Source organism: Pseudomonas sp. PDM18, assembly GCF_014852585.1.
Lineage (GTDB): Bacteria > Pseudomonadota > Gammaproteobacteria > Pseudomonadales > Pseudomonadaceae > Pseudomonas.
The window spans coordinates 73018-88962 of record NZ_JACVBX010000002.1; the positions used below are offsets into that span (position 1 = coordinate 73018).

General features: G+C 65.4%; 18 protein-coding genes. 9 read left to right on the forward strand and 9 right to left on the reverse strand.

Annotated features, from left to right (window positions below):
- Nucleotide 1: 1 nt before the first annotated feature.
- The 3 genes from IB274_RS05140 to IB274_RS05150 all read right to left on the reverse strand — a co-directional run bounded on the left by IB274_RS05140 (nucleotide 2) and on the right by IB274_RS05150 (nucleotide 2291).
- Nucleotides 2-1198 (reverse strand): MFS transporter, encoded by a 1197-nt coding sequence (locus tag IB274_RS05140; RefSeq protein ID WP_192430980.1) that lies wholly within the window; start codon nucleotides 1196-1198, stop codon nucleotides 2-4.
- 110 nt (nucleotides 1199-1308) lie between these two features.
- Nucleotides 1309-1524, reverse strand: coding sequence for a tautomerase family protein (locus IB274_RS05145; RefSeq protein WP_192430981.1), 216 nt, complete (start codon nucleotides 1522-1524; stop codon nucleotides 1309-1311).
- Nucleotides 1525-1556: 32 nt separating this feature from the next.
- The gene (locus IB274_RS05150) at nucleotides 1557-2291 is read right to left on the reverse strand and encodes an SDR family NAD(P)-dependent oxidoreductase (protein WP_192430982.1); all 735 of its coding nucleotides are present in this window, start codon (nucleotides 2289-2291) and stop codon (nucleotides 1557-1559) included.
- Between the two features lie 132 nt (nucleotides 2292-2423).
- Between IB274_RS05150 and IB274_RS05155 the strand changes: the two genes are divergently transcribed.
- Nucleotides 2424-3341, forward strand: a complete 918-nt coding sequence (locus IB274_RS05155) for a LysR family transcriptional regulator (protein WP_192430983.1) — start codon at nucleotides 2424-2426, stop codon at nucleotides 3339-3341.
- A 181-nt stretch (nucleotides 3342-3522) separates the two neighbouring features.
- Entirely contained in the window at nucleotides 3523-5928 is a 2406-nt protein-coding gene (locus tag IB274_RS05160) for a TonB-dependent siderophore receptor (RefSeq protein ID WP_192430984.1), read from the forward strand.
- Between the two features lie 293 nt (nucleotides 5929-6221).
- Here IB274_RS05160 and IB274_RS05165 read toward each other — a convergent pair whose 3' ends face one another.
- The 3 genes from IB274_RS05165 to IB274_RS05175 form a co-directional block, all read right to left on the reverse strand.
- Nucleotides 6222-6734, reverse strand: coding sequence for a thioredoxin family protein (locus IB274_RS05165; RefSeq protein WP_192430985.1), 513 nt, complete (start codon nucleotides 6732-6734; stop codon nucleotides 6222-6224).
- A 57-nt stretch (nucleotides 6735-6791) separates the two neighbouring features.
- Nucleotides 6792-7235, reverse strand: a complete 444-nt coding sequence (locus IB274_RS05170; protein ID WP_192430986.1) for a nuclear transport factor 2 family protein — start codon at nucleotides 7233-7235, stop codon at nucleotides 6792-6794.
- Nucleotides 7236-7344: 109 nt separating this feature from the next.
- Nucleotides 7345-7848 carry a GNAT family N-acetyltransferase gene (locus IB274_RS05175; protein ID WP_192430987.1) on the reverse strand — a complete coding sequence of 168 codons (504 nt, stop codon included), beginning with the start codon at nucleotides 7846-7848 and terminating at the stop codon, nucleotides 7345-7347.
- 142 nt (nucleotides 7849-7990) lie between these two features.
- On the opposite strand from IB274_RS05175, the gene IB274_RS05180 reads away from it, so the two are divergent.
- The 4 genes from IB274_RS05180 to IB274_RS05195 all read left to right on the forward strand — a co-directional run bounded on the left by IB274_RS05180 (nucleotide 7991) and on the right by IB274_RS05195 (nucleotide 10160).
- The gene (locus IB274_RS05180) at nucleotides 7991-8422 is read left to right on the forward strand and encodes an Rrf2 family transcriptional regulator (RefSeq protein ID WP_192430988.1); all 432 of its coding nucleotides are present in this window, start codon (nucleotides 7991-7993) and stop codon (nucleotides 8420-8422) included.
- 104 nt (nucleotides 8423-8526) lie between these two features.
- The gene (locus tag IB274_RS05185) at nucleotides 8527-8913 is read left to right on the forward strand and encodes a DUF1360 domain-containing protein (protein ID WP_151186924.1); all 387 of its coding nucleotides are present in this window, start codon (nucleotides 8527-8529) and stop codon (nucleotides 8911-8913) included.
- Nucleotides 8914-8929: 16 nt separating this feature from the next.
- A complete protein-coding gene (locus tag IB274_RS05190) occupies nucleotides 8930-9619 on the forward strand; it encodes a class I SAM-dependent methyltransferase (RefSeq protein ID WP_192430989.1) in 690 nt (229 codons plus the stop codon).
- Nucleotides 9620-9668: 49 nt separating this feature from the next.
- Nucleotides 9669-10160, forward strand: coding sequence for an HIT family protein (locus IB274_RS05195; RefSeq protein WP_192430990.1), 492 nt, complete (start codon nucleotides 9669-9671; stop codon nucleotides 10158-10160).
- On the opposite strand, the gene IB274_RS05200 is transcribed toward IB274_RS05195, so the two are convergent.
- The gene (locus IB274_RS05200) at nucleotides 10131-11075 is read right to left on the reverse strand and encodes a LysR substrate-binding domain-containing protein (protein ID WP_225614695.1); all 945 of its coding nucleotides are present in this window, start codon (nucleotides 11073-11075) and stop codon (nucleotides 10131-10133) included. The two genes, IB274_RS05195 and IB274_RS05200, sit on opposite strands and share 30 nt — an antisense overlap.
- 108 nt (nucleotides 11076-11183) lie before the next feature.
- Between IB274_RS05200 and IB274_RS05205 the strand changes: the two genes are divergently transcribed.
- Nucleotides 11184-12134 carry a DMT family transporter gene (locus IB274_RS05205; RefSeq protein WP_192430991.1) on the forward strand — a complete coding sequence of 317 codons (951 nt, stop codon included), beginning with the start codon at nucleotides 11184-11186 and terminating at the stop codon, nucleotides 12132-12134.
- 1 nt (nucleotide 12135) lies between these two features.
- On the opposite strand, the gene IB274_RS05210 is transcribed toward IB274_RS05205, so the two are convergent.
- Entirely contained in the window at nucleotides 12136-12834 is a 699-nt protein-coding gene (locus tag IB274_RS05210) for an MOSC domain-containing protein (protein ID WP_192430992.1), read from the reverse strand.
- Nucleotides 12835-12964: 130 nt separating this feature from the next.
- On the opposite strand from IB274_RS05210, the gene IB274_RS05215 reads away from it, so the two are divergent.
- Both IB274_RS05215 and IB274_RS05220 read left to right on the forward strand, forming a co-directional pair.
- A complete protein-coding gene (locus IB274_RS05215) occupies nucleotides 12965-13204 on the forward strand; it encodes a cytoplasmic protein (RefSeq protein ID WP_192430993.1) in 240 nt (79 codons plus the stop codon).
- Nucleotides 13205-13666: 462 nt separating this feature from the next.
- Entirely contained in the window at nucleotides 13667-14710 is a 1044-nt protein-coding gene (locus IB274_RS05220; RefSeq protein WP_192430994.1) for an NAD(P)-dependent alcohol dehydrogenase, read from the forward strand.
- Between the two features lie 130 nt (nucleotides 14711-14840).
- On the opposite strand, the gene IB274_RS05225 is transcribed toward IB274_RS05220, so the two are convergent.
- Complete coding sequence (locus IB274_RS05225) at nucleotides 14841-15842, reverse strand: zinc-dependent alcohol dehydrogenase family protein (protein WP_192430995.1); 1002 nt, start codon at nucleotides 15840-15842, stop codon at nucleotides 14841-14843.
- Between the last annotated feature and the right edge of the window lie 103 nt (nucleotides 15843-15945).

Genomic DNA, 15945 nt, shown 5'->3' on the forward strand with positions numbered 1-15945 from the left:
GTCAAGCCCCGCTGGCGATGCGTCGGCTCAGGTTGGAGCCCAGCACATAGAACACCCCGCCGCCGACGATAAAGGCACCGAGCATGACGAAGACCCAGTGCGGCGCAAACAGCGAGAGGAAGAGCCCCACCAGGATCGGTCCGAAGGCACCGCCCAGGTTCGCCAGATTCTGCGTGCCGTAGTACACGCCGCGCAGGTGCTGCGGGGCGATGCGGTCGATGAACATGTACTCGGCGGGAATCACGATGATCTCGCCCAGGGTGAACACCACCATCGCCAGCCCCCAGTGCCACAGGCTGTGGGACAGGCCGAAGCCGACGATGCCCAGCACGAACAGCCCCAGGCCGACGATCAGCCAGCGTTGCAGGTGCTCGTTGCCGATGCGCTTGCCCAGCAGGTACTGCAGGGCGATCACCGTGACGGCGTTGACTCCCAGCAGCGTCTGGATTACCTGGTAGGCGTATTCTGCCGTGCCGGTAGCCACCAGGTACTGCGACAGGTAGGCGGAGAACTGGCCGAACACCACGGCGGTGAGCACGCCGCCGATGGTGAAGTACATCAGCCGATGGTCCTTCGTCAGCACGCCCAGCACCGCGATGAACGAGGGCGGCGCCACGCCTTCGGCCGGGCGCATGCCGCGGTCGCCATAGCGCAGGAAAGCGAGCAGGAAGAGGGTGCCCAGAAGCGCCGAGAGCACGAACGGCAGGTGCTGGCTCCAGTGCGCCAGGGCCGCGCCGATGAAGGGGCCGATGGCGTACGCGAGGTTGATCAGCGTGTAGCGGATGGAGAACGCGCGGCCCTGCTCACCGGCCGGCAGCAGGCGGCCGAAGATGGTCTTCACCACCACGTCGGTGACCGAGTAGGCGAAGTTGAAACCCAGCAGGAACAGGAAGAACAGCCACAGCTGGCTGGTCAGCAGCATGCCGGCGAAGGCGGCGACGAAGCAGCTGCCGAAGCCGAGGATCAGGCGGAAGCCGGGCATCCGGTCGATCAGGAAACCGCCGTAGAGGCTGAGCAGCGAGCCGCCGAACAGCGCGCCACCCATGATCAGGCCGATGCGGTCGACGCCCAGGCCGAAGCGGGTCGAGAGGTAGATCACCAGATAGGGCAGGGTGATGGCGCGGCCCATGGTGAGGAGGAAGGTGCCGCACAGCAGCAGGTTGACCTGTAGCGGGTAACGCTTGAGCGCGGCGAGCATTCCATGCCTCGGCTGTCGGTGGGAACGGTTGGGCTCCCGATCCTATCAGCACCGACTTGGTGCATGGCAAGCGCCGAAGGCTCTGGCGAGCCCTCGGCGTGCCCGCTGGGTCAGCTTTTGCCGTGCTTGCCCTGGGCCTTCAGCTCGGCAACGGTCTTGCCACCCACGCCCCAGGCGTCGGTGGCGATTTCCTGGATCACCACGTAGGTGGTGGACGGCGGCTTGCGCAGCACGCGCTCCAGCAGTTCGGTGACGCCTTCGATGAGCTGGCGGCGCTCGTCGGCAGTGACGCCTTCGTCGGTGACCTGGATGTTTACGTAGGGCATGGAGGATCTCCGTTGTTGTTGTGAAGGTTGGCTTACCAGACGCCGGTGGTGGAGCCACCGTCGACGTTGAGGATGGTTCCGCTGACGAAGGTCGAGTCGGTCAGGTAGAGCACTGCGTCGACGATATCCTGCGGGCTGCCGATCTCGCCACTGGGGGCGAGGCCGCGCAGGAAGGCTCGGGTGCCTTCGTCGTCGGGATGCAACGGAGTTTCGATGATCCCCGGTGCGACCGCGTTGACCTGCACGTGGGACGCCGCCAGCTCCAGGGCCAGGCCGCGCACCGCGCTGTTCAGGCCGCCCTTGATCAGCACCGGCAGCAGCGCCGGCACCTTCACGTTGGGTTGCATGGCAATGGAGGCGGTGATGCTGATGATGTGACCCGAGCGGTTGGCGGCCATGTGCTTCGCGGCGGCTTGCGATGGGTAGAAGAAGCCCTTGAGGTTGGTATCGACGATGGCTTCGAGTTCTTCCTCGGTGTAGTCCTCCACCGGCTTGGCGATGAAGATGCCGGCATTGTTGATCAGAATGTCCACCTGGCCGAAGGCCTCGATGGCCTGGGCGAACAGGCGCCTGGCGGTATCCGGTTGGGCGATGTCGCCGGCCACGGCGAGGAAGTTGTGCGGGTTGCCCAGTTTGGCCGCCGCTTCCTCCAGACGCGCCTGGGTGCGGGCGTTGCCGACCACGTTGTAGCCGCGCTCCAGGTAGGCGCGGGCAATGGCGAAGCCGAGGCCGCTCGAGGCGCCGGTGACGATGACGGTCTTGCTCATGGTGGTTTCTCCGAGAGTGGGGCGGGGCGGTGTGCCCGCGTCTTGGAGGCCAATCTAGGCTGCAATCAAGGATTGAAAAATGAGGCCGAAGACATTTGAATTGATACCTTGTGTAATCAATCGAGCCGCACCATGCCCCGCCATTTCGACGACCTGCAACTGGGCAGCATCGAGCTGTTCTGCCTGGCGGCGGAGACCGGCAGCTTCACCGCCGCCGCCAACGGGGCCGGCATCACGCCCGCTGCGGTGAGCCGCTCGGTGGCGCGGCTGGAAGAGCGCCTGGGCGTGCGCCTGTTCGTCCGCACCACGCGGCAGATGCGTCTGACCGAAGACGGCCGCAACTACTTCGAACAATGCCGGCAGGCGCTGACTCAGCTGGTGGATGCCGAACGTGCGGTCAGCGGCGGCCAGAGCATCGCCTCCGGGCGCCTGCGCATCAGTGTGCCAACGCCCTACGCGCATTACCGCTTGTTCCCTCGGCTGCCGGAGTTCCGCCGGCGTTATCCGCAGGTGCAGGTGGAGGTGCATGTCAGCAACCGCAATATCGACTTCGCCAATGAGGGTTACGACCTGGCGATCCGTGGCCGCGACCCGGCGGATTCCAGCCTGGTGGCGCGGCGCCTCGAGGAAGCGGAGAACGTGGTGGTTGCCACGCCCGAGTACCTTGCGCGTGCCGGTACGCCGCTGACGCTGGAGGATCTAGCCGGGCACGAGTGCATCCAGTTCGAGCTGCCCAGCACCGGCCGCCGCGTGCCCTGGACGTTCCGGGTGAATGGCAAGGTGGTGGAGATCGAGACGTCCGGCAGCCTCACGGTGCTGGAGGACTACCTTGCCACCGCGACCCTGGCCAAGTGCGGCGGCGGGTTGATGCAGGCGTACCGCTTCACCGTGCAGGAGGAGCTGGAGCGCGGCGAGCTGGTCGAAGTGCTTGAGGACTGCGGCCAGACCACGCGGCCATTCTGGCTGATCTACCCGCATGCCCGACATGTGCCGTCGCGGGTGAGGGCATTCATCGACTTCATGCTGGAGACGATGCCAAACGGTGCGTAGGAGCGTCCAGTTTTTCTCTCGGTCCTGTTGATAAATAAAATACGAAAGCTTCGCATTTACAAAGAATTTACATCTGCATACACTTTGGGCCCCGCCGGCGTCCCACGCAGGCCTTCGCCAACCCGAGTCATTGCGCCAACAGAGCGCAAAAGCCTCGAACCCCAAAGGACCCCTCCAGCAGATGAAAGACGTGGCCTCGGGCGCGCTCCTGCTCAGTCTCTCCACCCTTGCTCTCTCCGCGGTCGCCGCCCCCGTGGCCATCGACCTGCCCAAGCAGCCCCTGGCCGCTTCCCTGGAGCAATTGCAGTCCGCAACCGGAATGCGGATTTCCTATGACCGTGCCCAGATCGCCAAGATTGGCGCGCCGGCACTCAAGGGCAACATGGAGCCGGGCGAGGCACTCGATCGTCTGCTGGCGGACAGCGGCCTGCAGGGCACGGTCAACGGCAACAGCGCACAGGTCAGCGGTGCCGTGCGCGGTGGCGCATCGGGCAATGACCGCGTCGACCTGGGTGCCACCGAGGTCGTCGGCGCCGCCCCTGTGGCGCCGGGCACCACCGAAGGCACCGGCTCCTACACCACCGGCGTGATGCAGACTTCCACCAAGCTGAACATGACTGTCCGCGAGACGCCGCAGTCGGTGAGCGTGGTCACCCGGCAGCAGATGGAAGACCAGAACATGCAGGACCTGGACGACGCGATCCGCGGCGTCACCGGCATGACTGTCCAGCAGTACGGGCCGGCGCGAGTGAGCTACGCCGCGCGTGGCTTCGATGTCGACAACATCATGTACGACGGCCTCGCCACCAGCATTTCCACCTACACCCAGGACGTGATTTCCGCCGCAGACCTGGCGATGTTCGACCGCGTCGAAGTGGTGCGCGGCGCCACCGGCCTGATGCAGGGCGCGGGCAACCCGGCCGCCGCCGTCAACATGGTGCGCAAGCGCCCGACCCAGGACTTCCACATGAGCCTGGAAGGCAGCGCCGGCACCTGGGACCGCTACCGCAGCCAGGTCGACGTGTCCGGCCCGCTGAACAGCGAAGGCACCCTGCGCGGCCGTGCGGTGGCCGCCTACGAGACCCGCGATAGCTTCCAGGACGTGGTCAGCGGTGAGCGTGGCGTGCTCTACGGCATCACCGAGGCCGACCTGAACCCGGACACCACCCTGACCCTGGGTGCGTCCTACCAGAACGACAACAAGAACGACAACTGGGTAGGCCTGCCAGCGCCGCTGGGTGGTCGTCACCTGGACCTCAAGCGCTCCGACTACTACGGTGCCGACTGGTCCTACTGGGATACCACCACCACCCACCTGTTCGGCGACGTGGTGCACCGTTTCGACAACGGCTGGCAGATGAAGGTCGCCGCCGACAAGCTCTGGGCGCGCATCGACATGCTCGGCCTGTACAACAGCTGCTACTACACCGAAGGCTGCCCGACCATGATCCAGGGGCCGGGCAAGTACGCCTACACCGACGACCACCAGAGCTACGACGCCTTCGCCAACGGCCCGTTCCAGGCCTTCGGCCGTGAGCACGAACTGGTATTCGGCGGCAGCTACCGCGAAGAGCGCTTCGACGGCCACGGCGGCTGGGGCGACCTGACCTACAACGACGGCTCGCCGGTGACCCCGTTCGACCCGACGAAGTGGGACCCCAGTTCGGTGCAGAAGCCAAACATCGACATGAGCCTCTGGAACATGAAGCTCGACCAGGCGCAGAAGGGCGCCTACGTCACCACCCGCCTGAACGTCGCCGACCCGCTCAAGGTCATCCTCGGCGGCCGCCTGGATTGGTACGAGGCCGACCCGCACAACGACACCGGCACCCAGAAGGTCACCCGCAACGTCACCCGCTATGCCGGCGTGGTCTACGACCTGAACGACGTCTATTCGGTCTATGCCAGCTACACCGACATCTTCAAGCCGCAGAGCAACTTCGATTCCAGCGGCAGCCTTCTCGACCCGATCACCGGCAAGAACTACGAGATAGGCCTGAAGGGCGAACACTTCGGCGGCACGCTGAACACCCAGCTCGCGCTGTTCCAGATCGATCAGGAAAACCGCGCCACGGACGACACCAGCGGTCCCTCGCCGTGCCCCAGCTCGCCGACCTCGATCTACTGCTCGCGGGCTTCGGGCAAGGTGCGCAGCCAGGGCGTGGACATGGAAGTCAGCGGTGCCATCACCGAGAACTGGCAGGCCATGGCCGGCTACACCTACGTCGACGCCAAGTACAAGCACGACAGCAACGAGGACAACGTCGGCAAGCCGTTCGACCCGAGCAAGCCGCGCCACCTGTTCAAGCTCGCCACCAGCTACACCCTGCCGGGCGAGCTGCACCAGTGGCGCGTGGGCGGCAACCTGGTAACCCAGAGCCAGACCGAGGACACCACCACCGGCTTCCAGCAGGGCGGCTACACGGTGACCAACGCCATGCTCGGCTACAAGGTCAACGAGAACATCGACACCCGGGTGAACTTCAACAACATCTTCGACAAGTACTATTACAGCGGCATCAGCTTCGGCAACCTGAACTATGGTGAGCCGCGCAACCTGATGTTCACGGTGAAGTACTCGATGTGATCCGCCTGGCCTGAACGAAAAAGCCCCGCATCGCGGGGCTTTTGTTTTTCGTAGGACCGAGGGGGACGCCTAGTTCTTGCTGGCGAACAATCCTCCGGCGGCTCCGGTAGGGGGCGGTTCGCGAGCAAGCTCGCTTCTACAGGGGGGGCACGTGCGGTCGTCAGGGCCGTAGGGCCCACAACGCGCCAGCGTTATCCGCCGCGGATAGCCTGTTCCAGGTTATGCACCCTACACTCCTGCAGATGACGGACCTGTAGGAGGGCCATGCCCGCGAACGCGCCGGCAAGGCGCGCTTACGCCCGACCTTCAGCCTTCTCGAACAGCGCCAGCAGGTCCGTCAGCGTGCTTTCCAGGTACTCGCCGGCACGGTAGGCAGGCTTGAGTGCCTCACCGCCTGTCACCACCTTCAGCGGCCGTTCGATGAAGCGGCCCACCGGCTGGAAATCACCATCGAGCACCAGCGCCACCGGAATCAGGATGCGCTCCAGCGTCCTGCGTTCGCGCAGGTCGTCCTCGGCGCGGCCCTTGGTGATCACCGCCAGCTCCACGCGTGGTTGCAGGCGTTGCAGGTGGTCCATCACGGTGATGTTGATCTGACAGTCCGGACACCACATCTCGCCAGCGATCAGCAGGTGGTAGCGGCCTTCGACGGCCTGGATGCGGCGCAGGGTATCGGCGCTGATCGTGCCGGGCTCGGCCAACTGCTGCTGGACCTTGCGCACGCCGGCGATCTCGTCGGGCAGGCCGTGGGCGACGAAGGCGTCGAAGCCCTCGCCGATGGAGAAGAGTTCCTCGAAGGAGGCCATGGGGATTTCCTTGAACGGGTAATGGCCCATCCCAGCAGAAATCCCCGCGGCGGGCAATCAGCTCTTGGCGGTCTGCGCCTTGGCTGCCGCCAGGTAGGGCGCCAGGCGGCGGCCCATTTCCTCGCCCAGGGCCTGCAGGCCGCTGAGCGGACGGACCATCACTTCGAACTCGACGATCTTGCCGTTCTCGTCGAAGCGGACCATGTCGATACCCTTGAGGTCCTTGCCGTTCACCGTGGCGCTGAACTCCAGCACCACGTTGAGGCCGTCTCCGGTGGCCAGCTCGCGGTGGTAGGTGAAGTTCTCGAACACCTGCAGCACGGTGTTGAGGATGGTCGAGACCACCGGCGCGCCGGGGTAGGGCGAGTGCGCCATGGGCGAGCGGAACACCGCGTTGGGCGCCAGCAGCTGCGGCAGGTTGGACAGGTTCTGGGCAGCCACCATCTGGTGCCAGCTGGCCAGCGAAGCGGCGGCCTGGGGATGCAGGTTCAGTGCGGTCACGGGAATACCTCCTGAGAGTTCTTGTTGTTCACTCAGGACGATACGGCCGGCCCGGCAGGTCGCTCAATGATCGGAAATGACAGAAGACTGATCCTGGCGCACAGCGCCTTCAGTGCGTGGCCGGGCTGATCAGGTAGCTCACCAGCTGCGGGTCGTCCCCCGGCTCGATGCTCTGCACCGGACGCGGCAGGTCGGCAAACACGGCTTTCCAGAAGGCTGCCGCCACCTCGTCCTGGGAATAGAAACGCACCAGCCAGGGGCCGGGATTGCCCAGCAGCATCTGGTTGGCCAGCGCGCGGCCGATTCCCAGGCGCCGGTACTTCTTCAGCACGAACAGGTCCGACAGCTCCAGCGCGTCGATGCCCGGCAGCTCGCTGCCTTCCACCAGCAGGAAGCCGGCAATGAAGCCGTCGGCGAGGATCAGGTTGGCGCTCCACTCCGGCTCGCTCCAGTAGCGCGCCAGGTGCTCCTCGTGGATGTAGAAGCGGCCGTCGACCTCGACGTCCTCGTCTTCCCAGTCCGACGACTCGTAAGCGTAATACTGGTAGAGGTTGCGGATCTGGTCCTGGTGCTCAGGGCCGGCCTGCACCAGCTGGATGGAAAGATCGTTCATGGTCGAGGGCTCGCGGGGAGGCGGAAGAGGGCGGGTGATCGCCATTGTCGCCCATTCCCGTGGCAATGCCAGTGGCAGACGGGTTTGAACCGCGCCGCGGCGGGGTGCGATGATGCACGCGCCTTCACCTTCGAGACCCATCGTGCGAACCGACAGCCGCCTCTCGCGCATGCTCCACGTGCTGCTGCACATGGCCCGCGACGACCAGCCCGTGACCTCCGAGCGCATCGCCCAGATGCTCGGCACCAACCCGGCCGTGGTGCGGCGGACCATGGGTGGCCTGCGCGAGGCCGGCTACGTGCGCTCGGAGAAGGGCCACGGCGGCGGCTGGACGCTGGACTGCGACCTGGCGCAGGTGACGCTGCTGGATGTCTACCGCGCGGTGGGCAGCGAGCGCCTGTTCGCCATGGGCTTCGACAACGTGCACCCGGACTGCCTGGTGGAAAAGGTGGTCAACGCCGCCCTTCAGGACGCCATGGAGCAGGCCACCGCCATCCTCCTGGAGCGCCTGGGCGCCGTGTCCCTGGCTGATCTGGCCGAACGCTTCACGGCGCTTTACCCGAAAGACCACTGATGATTCCTGGCTGAAATGCCGGTCGATGACCGGCGTTGACCCTGTGCGCTCAATCAAGTTACTTTAAAAGTAACGAAAGATACCAAGCCCACCAGGAACCTCCCATGATCGATCTCTTGAACTCGCCGCTGGCCGGCGCGCTGTGGACCTGCCTTGCCCTGGCCATCGCCGCCTCCGCGCTGTCCATGACCGTCACCCAGACCGAACTCTTCGCACCCCTGCGCGCACTGGCCTGGAAGGTCCACCCGCAGGTCGGCCACCTGTTCCAGTGCTTCTACTGCTTCAGCCACTGGGTGGTGATCGCCGGCACGCTGGTCTACCGTCCGGTAGTGATCGCCAGTGGCTGGGCGCCGGTCGATTGGCTGGTGGCGACCTTCTTCACCATCGCCCTCACCGCAATGTTCTGCGGGCTGCTGTTCAAGGTGTTCCTCACCGCCATGGCCAAGGCCGTCAGCGAGCGGGAGCTGAAGAAGCTGTTCGCCAGCGAGTGACCAGAAAGGACTCTGCATGACCCCCTCCGAACTGTTGGCCCCGTTCCACGACCCCGCCGCCGCCGCGCGCTACGCGGAAAACCCGCCGCGCTTCGTCCCCGGCCTGTTCGACCTGCATCGCATGGCAGCCATCCTGCTGGCCGAGCAGGCGCCGCACGACGGCCACCTGCTGGTACTCGGCGCGGGCGGCGGCATGGAGTTGCGCGCCTTTGCCGAAGCCCAGGCGGCCTGGCGCTTCACCGGCGTCGACCCATCTGCCGAGATGCTCGCGGTGGCGGCACAGATGCTCGGGCCGAACGCTGGGCGCGCTGACCTGCAGCAGGGCTACATTGACGACGCACCGCCGGGGCCGTTCGATGGCGGCGCCTGCCTGCTGACTCTGCACTTCCTGCCCGAGGTGGAGCGCCTGCGCGTGCTGCGCGAGATCCACGCCCGATTGAGTCCCGGCGCTGCCTTCGTCATGGCGCATCTCTGCGCGCCGCAAGGCGCTGGCGAGCGGGCCCGCTGGCTGTCGCGCTATGCCGAGTTCGCCGTCAGCGCGGGGATGGAACCCGCCAGCGCGCAGCAGGCTCGCAGCGCCGTGGATGCGCACCTGAACATCCTCACGCCCGAGCAGGACGAAGCGCTGCTCTGGGAGGCCGGCTTCGGCCGCATCGAAACCTTCTACGTCGGCTTCGCCTTCCGTGGCTGGGTCGCGCTCGCCTGAAGCTGACCTCTGCTAGGCTGGCATCCCGTTTTGCGCTGGACGCCAGTCGATGCAGATTCCTGCCACCCACGTCATCCACCAGGCCGAGCACTGGCTGCTCAACCATCATCTGGCGTCCGCCTTGCCGGGCTACCTGATGCTCGGTTCGAAGCAGTCGGTGGATTCCCTGGCTGACCTGCCGGAAGCCGCGCTGGCGGAAATGGGCGTGCTGATGGCGAAGGTGCAACGCGTCCTCGAAACAACACTGCATCCCAAGTGGCTGTACATCGGCCGTTTCGGCCATTCGCCGGGCTTGCCGATCCACTTCCATTTCATCCCGGTTTACGCCTGGGTCGAGGAAGCGTTCTGGGCCGATGAGCGTTATCGGTTGCTCGGCGAGTTTGCGCATATCGAGGACGCGGCCACCCAGACCGACGGCGCCGAACTGACCCTGTTCGTCTGGCGTGAATTTGGCGAAGCGCCGATACCGCCGGTGGTGCAGGGGCCATCGATCCAGCAGGTGATCGAGTTGCTACGCGAGCGTTTCGTCCAACCCCAGTGATCCCAGCAACCAGTCATGGAACAGCTGCGCCGCCGGCGACAGCTGGCGGTGGCGCAGGGATACCAGGTACTCGCCGCGCTCCGTGACCATGGCAAGGTCCGTCACCCGCTGCATCTCGCCATTGGCCACCGCCTCGTCGGCCATGAAGCCCCAGGCCAGGCCGATGCCCATGCCCTGCTGGACGGCGCGGTAGGCGAGGGTGAGCTGGTTGAACACCGGGTCGCTCTCCGCCGGCTGGTAGTCCTTGCCGAAGTGGCCGAACCAGTCGTGCCAGTCCAGGCAGCTCCAGGCCGAGGTATCCAGCTGCACCAGGGGGGCTGCGGCGAGCTGGTCGAGGGTGGTGATGCGGGATGCGTCGAAGTCCGGCCGGGCCACCGGGTAGACCACCTCCGGCAGCACGAAGCGGCTGTTCAGCGTGGTCCAGTCGCCGGCGCCGTAGAGGATGCCCAGGTCGAAATCCACCAGGCTGGCTTCGTCGATCTCGTTGATTGCGTGCACGTGCACGGCGATGCCGGGGTGGGCCTTGTTGAATTCGATCAGCTTGGGAAACAGCCAGAACTGCGCCAGTGCATGGGTCGCCAGCACCGACACGGCGTTGCTCTGGTGCACATTACGGATGCGCCGCACGCTGTGTTGTAGGCGATCGAGCAGCATGTCGACAGTGGTTAGCAGCTCCGCGCCAGCGGCGGTCAGGGTGACACCGCGTGGTTTGCGCTCGAACAGCGGCACCTTGAGGCTGTCTTCCAGCGCGCGCATCTGCTTGCTCACCGCGCTCTGGGTGAGGAACAGCTCCGTGGCGGCCTGGGTGAAGCTGCCATAGCGGCCCACGGCCTCGAAGGTAATGAGAGTTTCCAGGGGCGGCAGGGTGCGCAGGTAACGGCTGATGACGGCTCTCCGGTGAAAGGCTTGAGGCATTCCTTGTGGGAATGTCTCGGTGCGGATTTATCCTTGGTCAGAACCTACCACAACCGCTACCGTGGCGGCTCTTTATGGGCATTCACTGAAGTATCGAGGTTGTTGGGGATGAAGCGCGGGGTGGTCTACGCAGGCATGGCAGGGGCAATCTGGGGCGGGGTGATCCTCGCGCCGTCGCTGGTGCCGGAATTCAACCCGCTGCTGATCAGCTCTGTGCGTTTCGCGCTGTATGGCGTCATCTCGTTGCTGATCGCCTTGCCGGTGGCGCTCGGCCTGCTGCGCCGGGTCAGCCGCGAGGACCTGTCGATGCTGATTCGCCTGTCCCTGGCCGGCAACCTGCTGTACTTCGCGCTGCTGTCGGCGGCGGTGCAGTTTGCCGGGGTGGCGGCGGCCTCCCTGATCAACGGCATCATGCCGCTGGCGATCAGCTACCGCAGCCGTTCCGAGCAGGACTCGCTGCCGCTGGCGCGGATGAAGATGCCGCTGGCGCTGGTGGCGCTGGGCATCCTCTGCATCAACCTTGATCCATCGGCGCTGATGGCTGCCGGCAGTACACCGGGCGAGCGCATCCTCGGCATCGTCTGCGGCTTCTCGGCGGTGGTCTGCTGGTCCTGGTTCGCCACCGCGAACGCTCGCTACCTGAAGGCCAGCCACTTCAACAGCCACGAATGGTCGACCCTGACCGGCGTGGTCACCGGCGTCATGGCTGTGGTGCTGGCAGGCGTGGGCGTGTTGATCGCGCCGCAGGCGGTGCCGACCGGTATTTCCTCGGAGCGCTGGATGGTGTTCCTCTGGGTCTCGCTGTTCCTCGCCATCTTCGGCTCGTGGGTTGCTAACGGCTTGTGGAACGCCGCGACGCGCCGCCTGCCGATGAGCCTCGGTGGCCAGTTGATCGTCTTCGAAACGCTGTTCGCCTGCGCCTATGCCTACATCAACGAGCAGCGGCTGCCCGGTCCGGTGGAGGCGCTGGCGATCGTCCTGCTGACTGTCGGCGTGCTCTGGGCCATCGGCCTGCACCGTGCGCCGGCTGAGGTCCCGGCGCGCGCCGTGGAGTCCTGAGTCAGGCCTTCGGGCTGCCTTCCAGGCGCGGGCTCCAGTCTTCCACCGCACCATTCTCCAGGCGCCGCGACAGGGTGCGGCGCCAGTTCGGTGGTAATGGCAGTTCCAGGCATTCGCGCAGCACGTCGGCGTCCACGCGCTTGTCGAACAGCACGGCGGAGAGCCGTTGCAGCGACCATTCGGCATAGGGTCGTTCGATCAGTTCGATCGTCGCTCCGGCGGCCACCGAGCCTTCCTCCAGCACCCGGTAGTACCAGCCGGTACGCCCCGATTCCTGCACGCGCAGGGCCATCTGCGCCACGTCGAAGCGGTCGTTGAGTTTCCAGCACGGCATGCGCCCCTGGGACACCGCCAGCAGCGCCGTGCCGGCGCGGATGCGGTCGCCCAGGCAGAGGTCCGCTTCGGTCCAGCCGGTGGTGCTGAAGTTCTCCCCGAACGCGCCGGGCTGGCCCAGCAGCGGGTGCGCGCCCAACTCGGCGGCCCAGTCTGCGTAGTGCTCGCGGGGGTAGTGGTGGATAGCCTTTTCGATGCCGCCGTGGACGCGCAGGTCGCCCTGCTCGTCGCTCTCCAGCCCCAACGTGGTCACTGCCAGAATGGCCTGGCGCGGTTGCTTGGCGATGGCGCTGCGCGAACCGGGCCGGGTGAAGGGCACGGCTTGGCCGGTGAGGAGGGCGTCGAGGGAAACGGCGGGGAGGCTCATGACGGGATTCTCGGGCTGGAAATGGTGTCGACCAAAAACTACCTGGACAAAATCCGCCAGAACGGTAGGCTCTGTCAAGGTTTCGATTCGATACCAATAACTCCCTGTTTCATCTTCACGAGAGTCCGCCATGCACCAGTACCGCCTGACTATCCAGCGCCACGGCCAGTTGCTCGGCCATTTCGATTCCGACCTGCCCTGGGCCCGCGACGCCGTTCGCGCCATCGCAGAGAGCCTGGGCGGGCAGGGTTTCGACCTGGTGTTGCAGGTGGCCGACAGCGAGCGGCGTCTGCTGGAAAGTTCGCCGGCCGGCATCAAGGTGCTGGCCAGCGAGCCCTTGTTCCGTCCGATGCCGCTGGACACCCTGTAGGAGCAAGCCGCTCGCTAGAGATGAGATAGGGGTGCGGTCTTGTTCATAGGGCGCCCCTGCAGGGTGATTCCAGTATCAGGCTGTAGGGCAGATAACGCTGGCGCGTCACGCGCCCAAAAGCAGGCAGGGCGTGTCTTGGGTAGGAGCAAGGGCTGGTCGCCCCTCGGGCCCGCAGGGCCGGCCCGACGTCAGGCGCGCAACTGGCTTTCTAACAGGCCGGCGGCATCACGCCAGCGCGGCCAGAGGTTGCCTTGCCAGTCACCATCGACGGGAATTCACCCTGCAAGCTCGCTTTTGCAGTTGAGCATGTGATGGACCCTGGCGCGCAATCCACGTCCGGGAAGGGCGGGAACTCCCGGCGAAACGTCTGACATGGGCTTTACTCAAGGATTTTCGTCGCGATTGAAGGGCTGACGGCCCGTCGTTGAAATTCATCCATCCGAAGCGTCAGGAGCAACACCGATGAAGACCCTTGGTTACGCCGCGCAGAACCCGCAGGACCCGCTCGGCCCCTTCACCTTCGAGCGCCGCTCGCTGCGCGACAACGACGTGGCGATGGACGTCCTCTACTGCGGCGTCTGCCACTCCGACCTGCACCAGGCCCGCAATGACTGGGGCTTCAGCCGTTATCCGATGGTGCCGGGCCACGAGATCGTGGGCCGGGTCACTGCCGTTGGCCCGAAGGTGACCCGCTACAAGATCGGCGACGCCGTGGCGGTGGGATGCATGGTGGACTCCTGCCAGGAATGCGATCAGTGCCGCAAGGGCGAGGAGCAGTTGTGCCGGCAGGGCAATACCCAGACTTACAACGGCGTTGATCGCGTGACCCGCGAAGCGACCCAGGGTGGTTATTCCAAGCAACTGGTGGTGCGCGAGGAGTTCGTCCTGCGCGTGCCGGACGGCCTGGACCTGAGCAAGGCGGCGCCGCTGCTGTGCGCCGGCATCACCACCTATTCGCCGCTGCGTACCTGGAACGTCGGGCCGGGAAGCCGCGTGGGTGTGGTCGGTCTCGGCGGGCTGGGCCACATGGCGGTGAAGCTCGCCATCGGGCTGGGAGCGACCGTCACGGTGCTCAGCCGCACGGCGGACAAGCGCAGCGATGCCAAGGAGCTGGGTGCTGATGCGCTGCTGGTGTCGTCCGATGCGCAAGCGATGAAGGCGGCGGCCAACAGCTTTGACCTGATCATCGACACGGTGCCGGTGAAGCATGATCTGAAACCCTATATGCCGCTGCTGGATATCGACGGCACCCTGGTGATGGTCGGGCAGGTCGGACCGATCGACGAGATCAGTAGCATCCCGCTGCTACTGGGCCGTCGGCGAATCGCCGGCTCGCCCATCGGCGGTATCGCCGAGACCCAGGAGATGCTCGATTTCTGCGGCAAGAAGAACATCCTGCCGGAGTGCGAGATGATCCGCATGGATGAGATCAACCATGCCTACGAGCGCATGGAGCGCTCCGACGTGCGCTATCGCTTCGTCATCGATCTGGCGACATTGGCTTGAAGCAGCAGGCCGGTTGTGCTCGGTGCTGGTGCGCCGGATGTTCGGCCAAAGGCCTGCGCGATGCCTCCGCGCAGGCCTGACTTTGTAGCGGTTCCAACGTGCGCCGTTCGGTGCAGAGAGTGTCCGATGGTTACAGGGTGACCACGACTTTGCCGAACTGCTGGTTCGATTCCAGGTAGCGATAGGCCTCAACTATCTCGTCGAAGGCGAAGCTGCGAGCAATCACCGGGAGCAAGGCTCCGTCCGCCAGCCCGTCGAAGATGAAGTCCTTGGCCTGCTGCTGGCGAGCCGGGTCTTCCAGCACGTCATAGACCCGGTAGCCACGTAGGATCAGCGAGCGGCTCAACACTGCGAACAGCGGGAAGGGCGTGGGCTCAGGGCACAGGCCGCCGTATTCGATGAGGATGCCGCCTTCGGCCATGGCGGCGGTCAGCGGCTCGAAGATCGGGCCGCCCACGGGGTCGAATACCACTCGCGCGCCGAGCTTGCCGGTGACTTCCACCAGGCGCGAATGCAGGTCCTCCTCCTCGCTGGCGATGACTTCGGCGGCTCCTGCCGCGAACAGTGCTTCACGCTTGGCCGAGGTGCGGGTCACCGCAATGGGCACCGCGCCCACGCGGCGGGCGATCTGAATGGCCGCGAGACCGACGCTGCTGGAAGCTGCAGTGATGACCACATAATCCCCCTCACGCAGCCCGGCTACTTGAACCAGCGCGCCATAGGCGGTGAGGTATTGCATCCAGGTCGCGGCGGCCTCGGCCCAGGGTTGCCCCGGCGGGTTCTTCACCAGGCGCGTCTGCGGTACGACCAGGCGCTCGGCGTGAGTCGGATGCTGCCCCATCGATCTCGCGGGCAGCACGCTCACCGCGTCGCCCACGGCATACCCGCGCACCTCGCTGCCCACGTCCTCGATCACCCCTGTGGCTTCCAGCCCGAGGCTGGAGGGGAATTGCGGGCTTTCGATATAGCGGTCGGTGCGCAGCAGAACCTCGGCGCGGTTCAGCCCGAGCGCCTTGACCCGGATACTTACTTCATCCGCGCCAGGTTGACGCACTTCCACGGGCTCGAGACGCAGGACTTGGGGGCCGCCGATCTGGTGGAAGCGGACGGCACGGCTGGTGACTCTTTCCATTTGATGCTCCGATACGAAAGTTATTTGAAGTAAACGCACTATCCGCGATGGGAATTCGTGGATAAATGGCGTATAGACACATCGAGTCGTAATCAGGAGTTTC

Coding starts and splice junctions, on each gene's coding strand:
- IB274_RS05140 (WP_192430980.1), bottom strand. CDS start 1,198: ATGCTCGCCGCGCTCAAGCGTTACCCGCTACAGGTCAACCTGCTGCTG.
- IB274_RS05145 (WP_192430981.1), bottom strand. CDS start 1,524: ATGCCCTACGTAAACATCCAGGTCACCGACGAAGGCGTCACTGCCGAC.
- IB274_RS05150 (WP_192430982.1), bottom strand. CDS start 2,291: ATGAGCAAGACCGTCATCGTCACCGGCGCCTCGAGCGGCCTCGGCTTC.
- IB274_RS05155 (WP_192430983.1), top strand. CDS start 2,424: ATGCCCCGCCATTTCGACGACCTGCAACTGGGCAGCATCGAGCTGTTC.
- IB274_RS05160 (WP_192430984.1), top strand. CDS start 3,523: ATGAAAGACGTGGCCTCGGGCGCGCTCCTGCTCAGTCTCTCCACCCTT.
- IB274_RS05165 (WP_192430985.1), bottom strand. CDS start 6,734: ATGGCCTCCTTCGAGGAACTCTTCTCCATCGGCGAGGGCTTCGACGCC.
- IB274_RS05175 (WP_192430987.1), bottom strand. CDS start 7,848: ATGAACGATCTTTCCATCCAGCTGGTGCAGGCCGGCCCTGAGCACCAG.
- IB274_RS05185 (WP_151186924.1), top strand. CDS start 8,527: ATGATCGATCTCTTGAACTCGCCGCTGGCCGGCGCGCTGTGGACCTGC.
- IB274_RS05190 (WP_192430989.1), top strand. CDS start 8,930: ATGACCCCCTCCGAACTGTTGGCCCCGTTCCACGACCCCGCCGCCGCC.
- IB274_RS05195 (WP_192430990.1), top strand. CDS start 9,669: ATGCAGATTCCTGCCACCCACGTCATCCACCAGGCCGAGCACTGGCTG.
- IB274_RS05200 (WP_225614695.1), bottom strand. CDS start 11,075: ATGCCTCAAGCCTTTCACCGGAGAGCCGTCATCAGCCGTTACCTGCGC.
- IB274_RS05205 (WP_192430991.1), top strand. CDS start 11,184: ATGAAGCGCGGGGTGGTCTACGCAGGCATGGCAGGGGCAATCTGGGGC.
- IB274_RS05210 (WP_192430992.1), bottom strand. CDS start 12,834: ATGAGCCTCCCCGCCGTTTCCCTCGACGCCCTCCTCACCGGCCAAGCC.
- IB274_RS05215 (WP_192430993.1), top strand. CDS start 12,965: ATGCACCAGTACCGCCTGACTATCCAGCGCCACGGCCAGTTGCTCGGC.
- IB274_RS05220 (WP_192430994.1), top strand. CDS start 13,667: ATGAAGACCCTTGGTTACGCCGCGCAGAACCCGCAGGACCCGCTCGGC.
- IB274_RS05225 (WP_192430995.1), bottom strand. CDS start 15,842: ATGGAAAGAGTCACCAGCCGTGCCGTCCGCTTCCACCAGATCGGCGGC.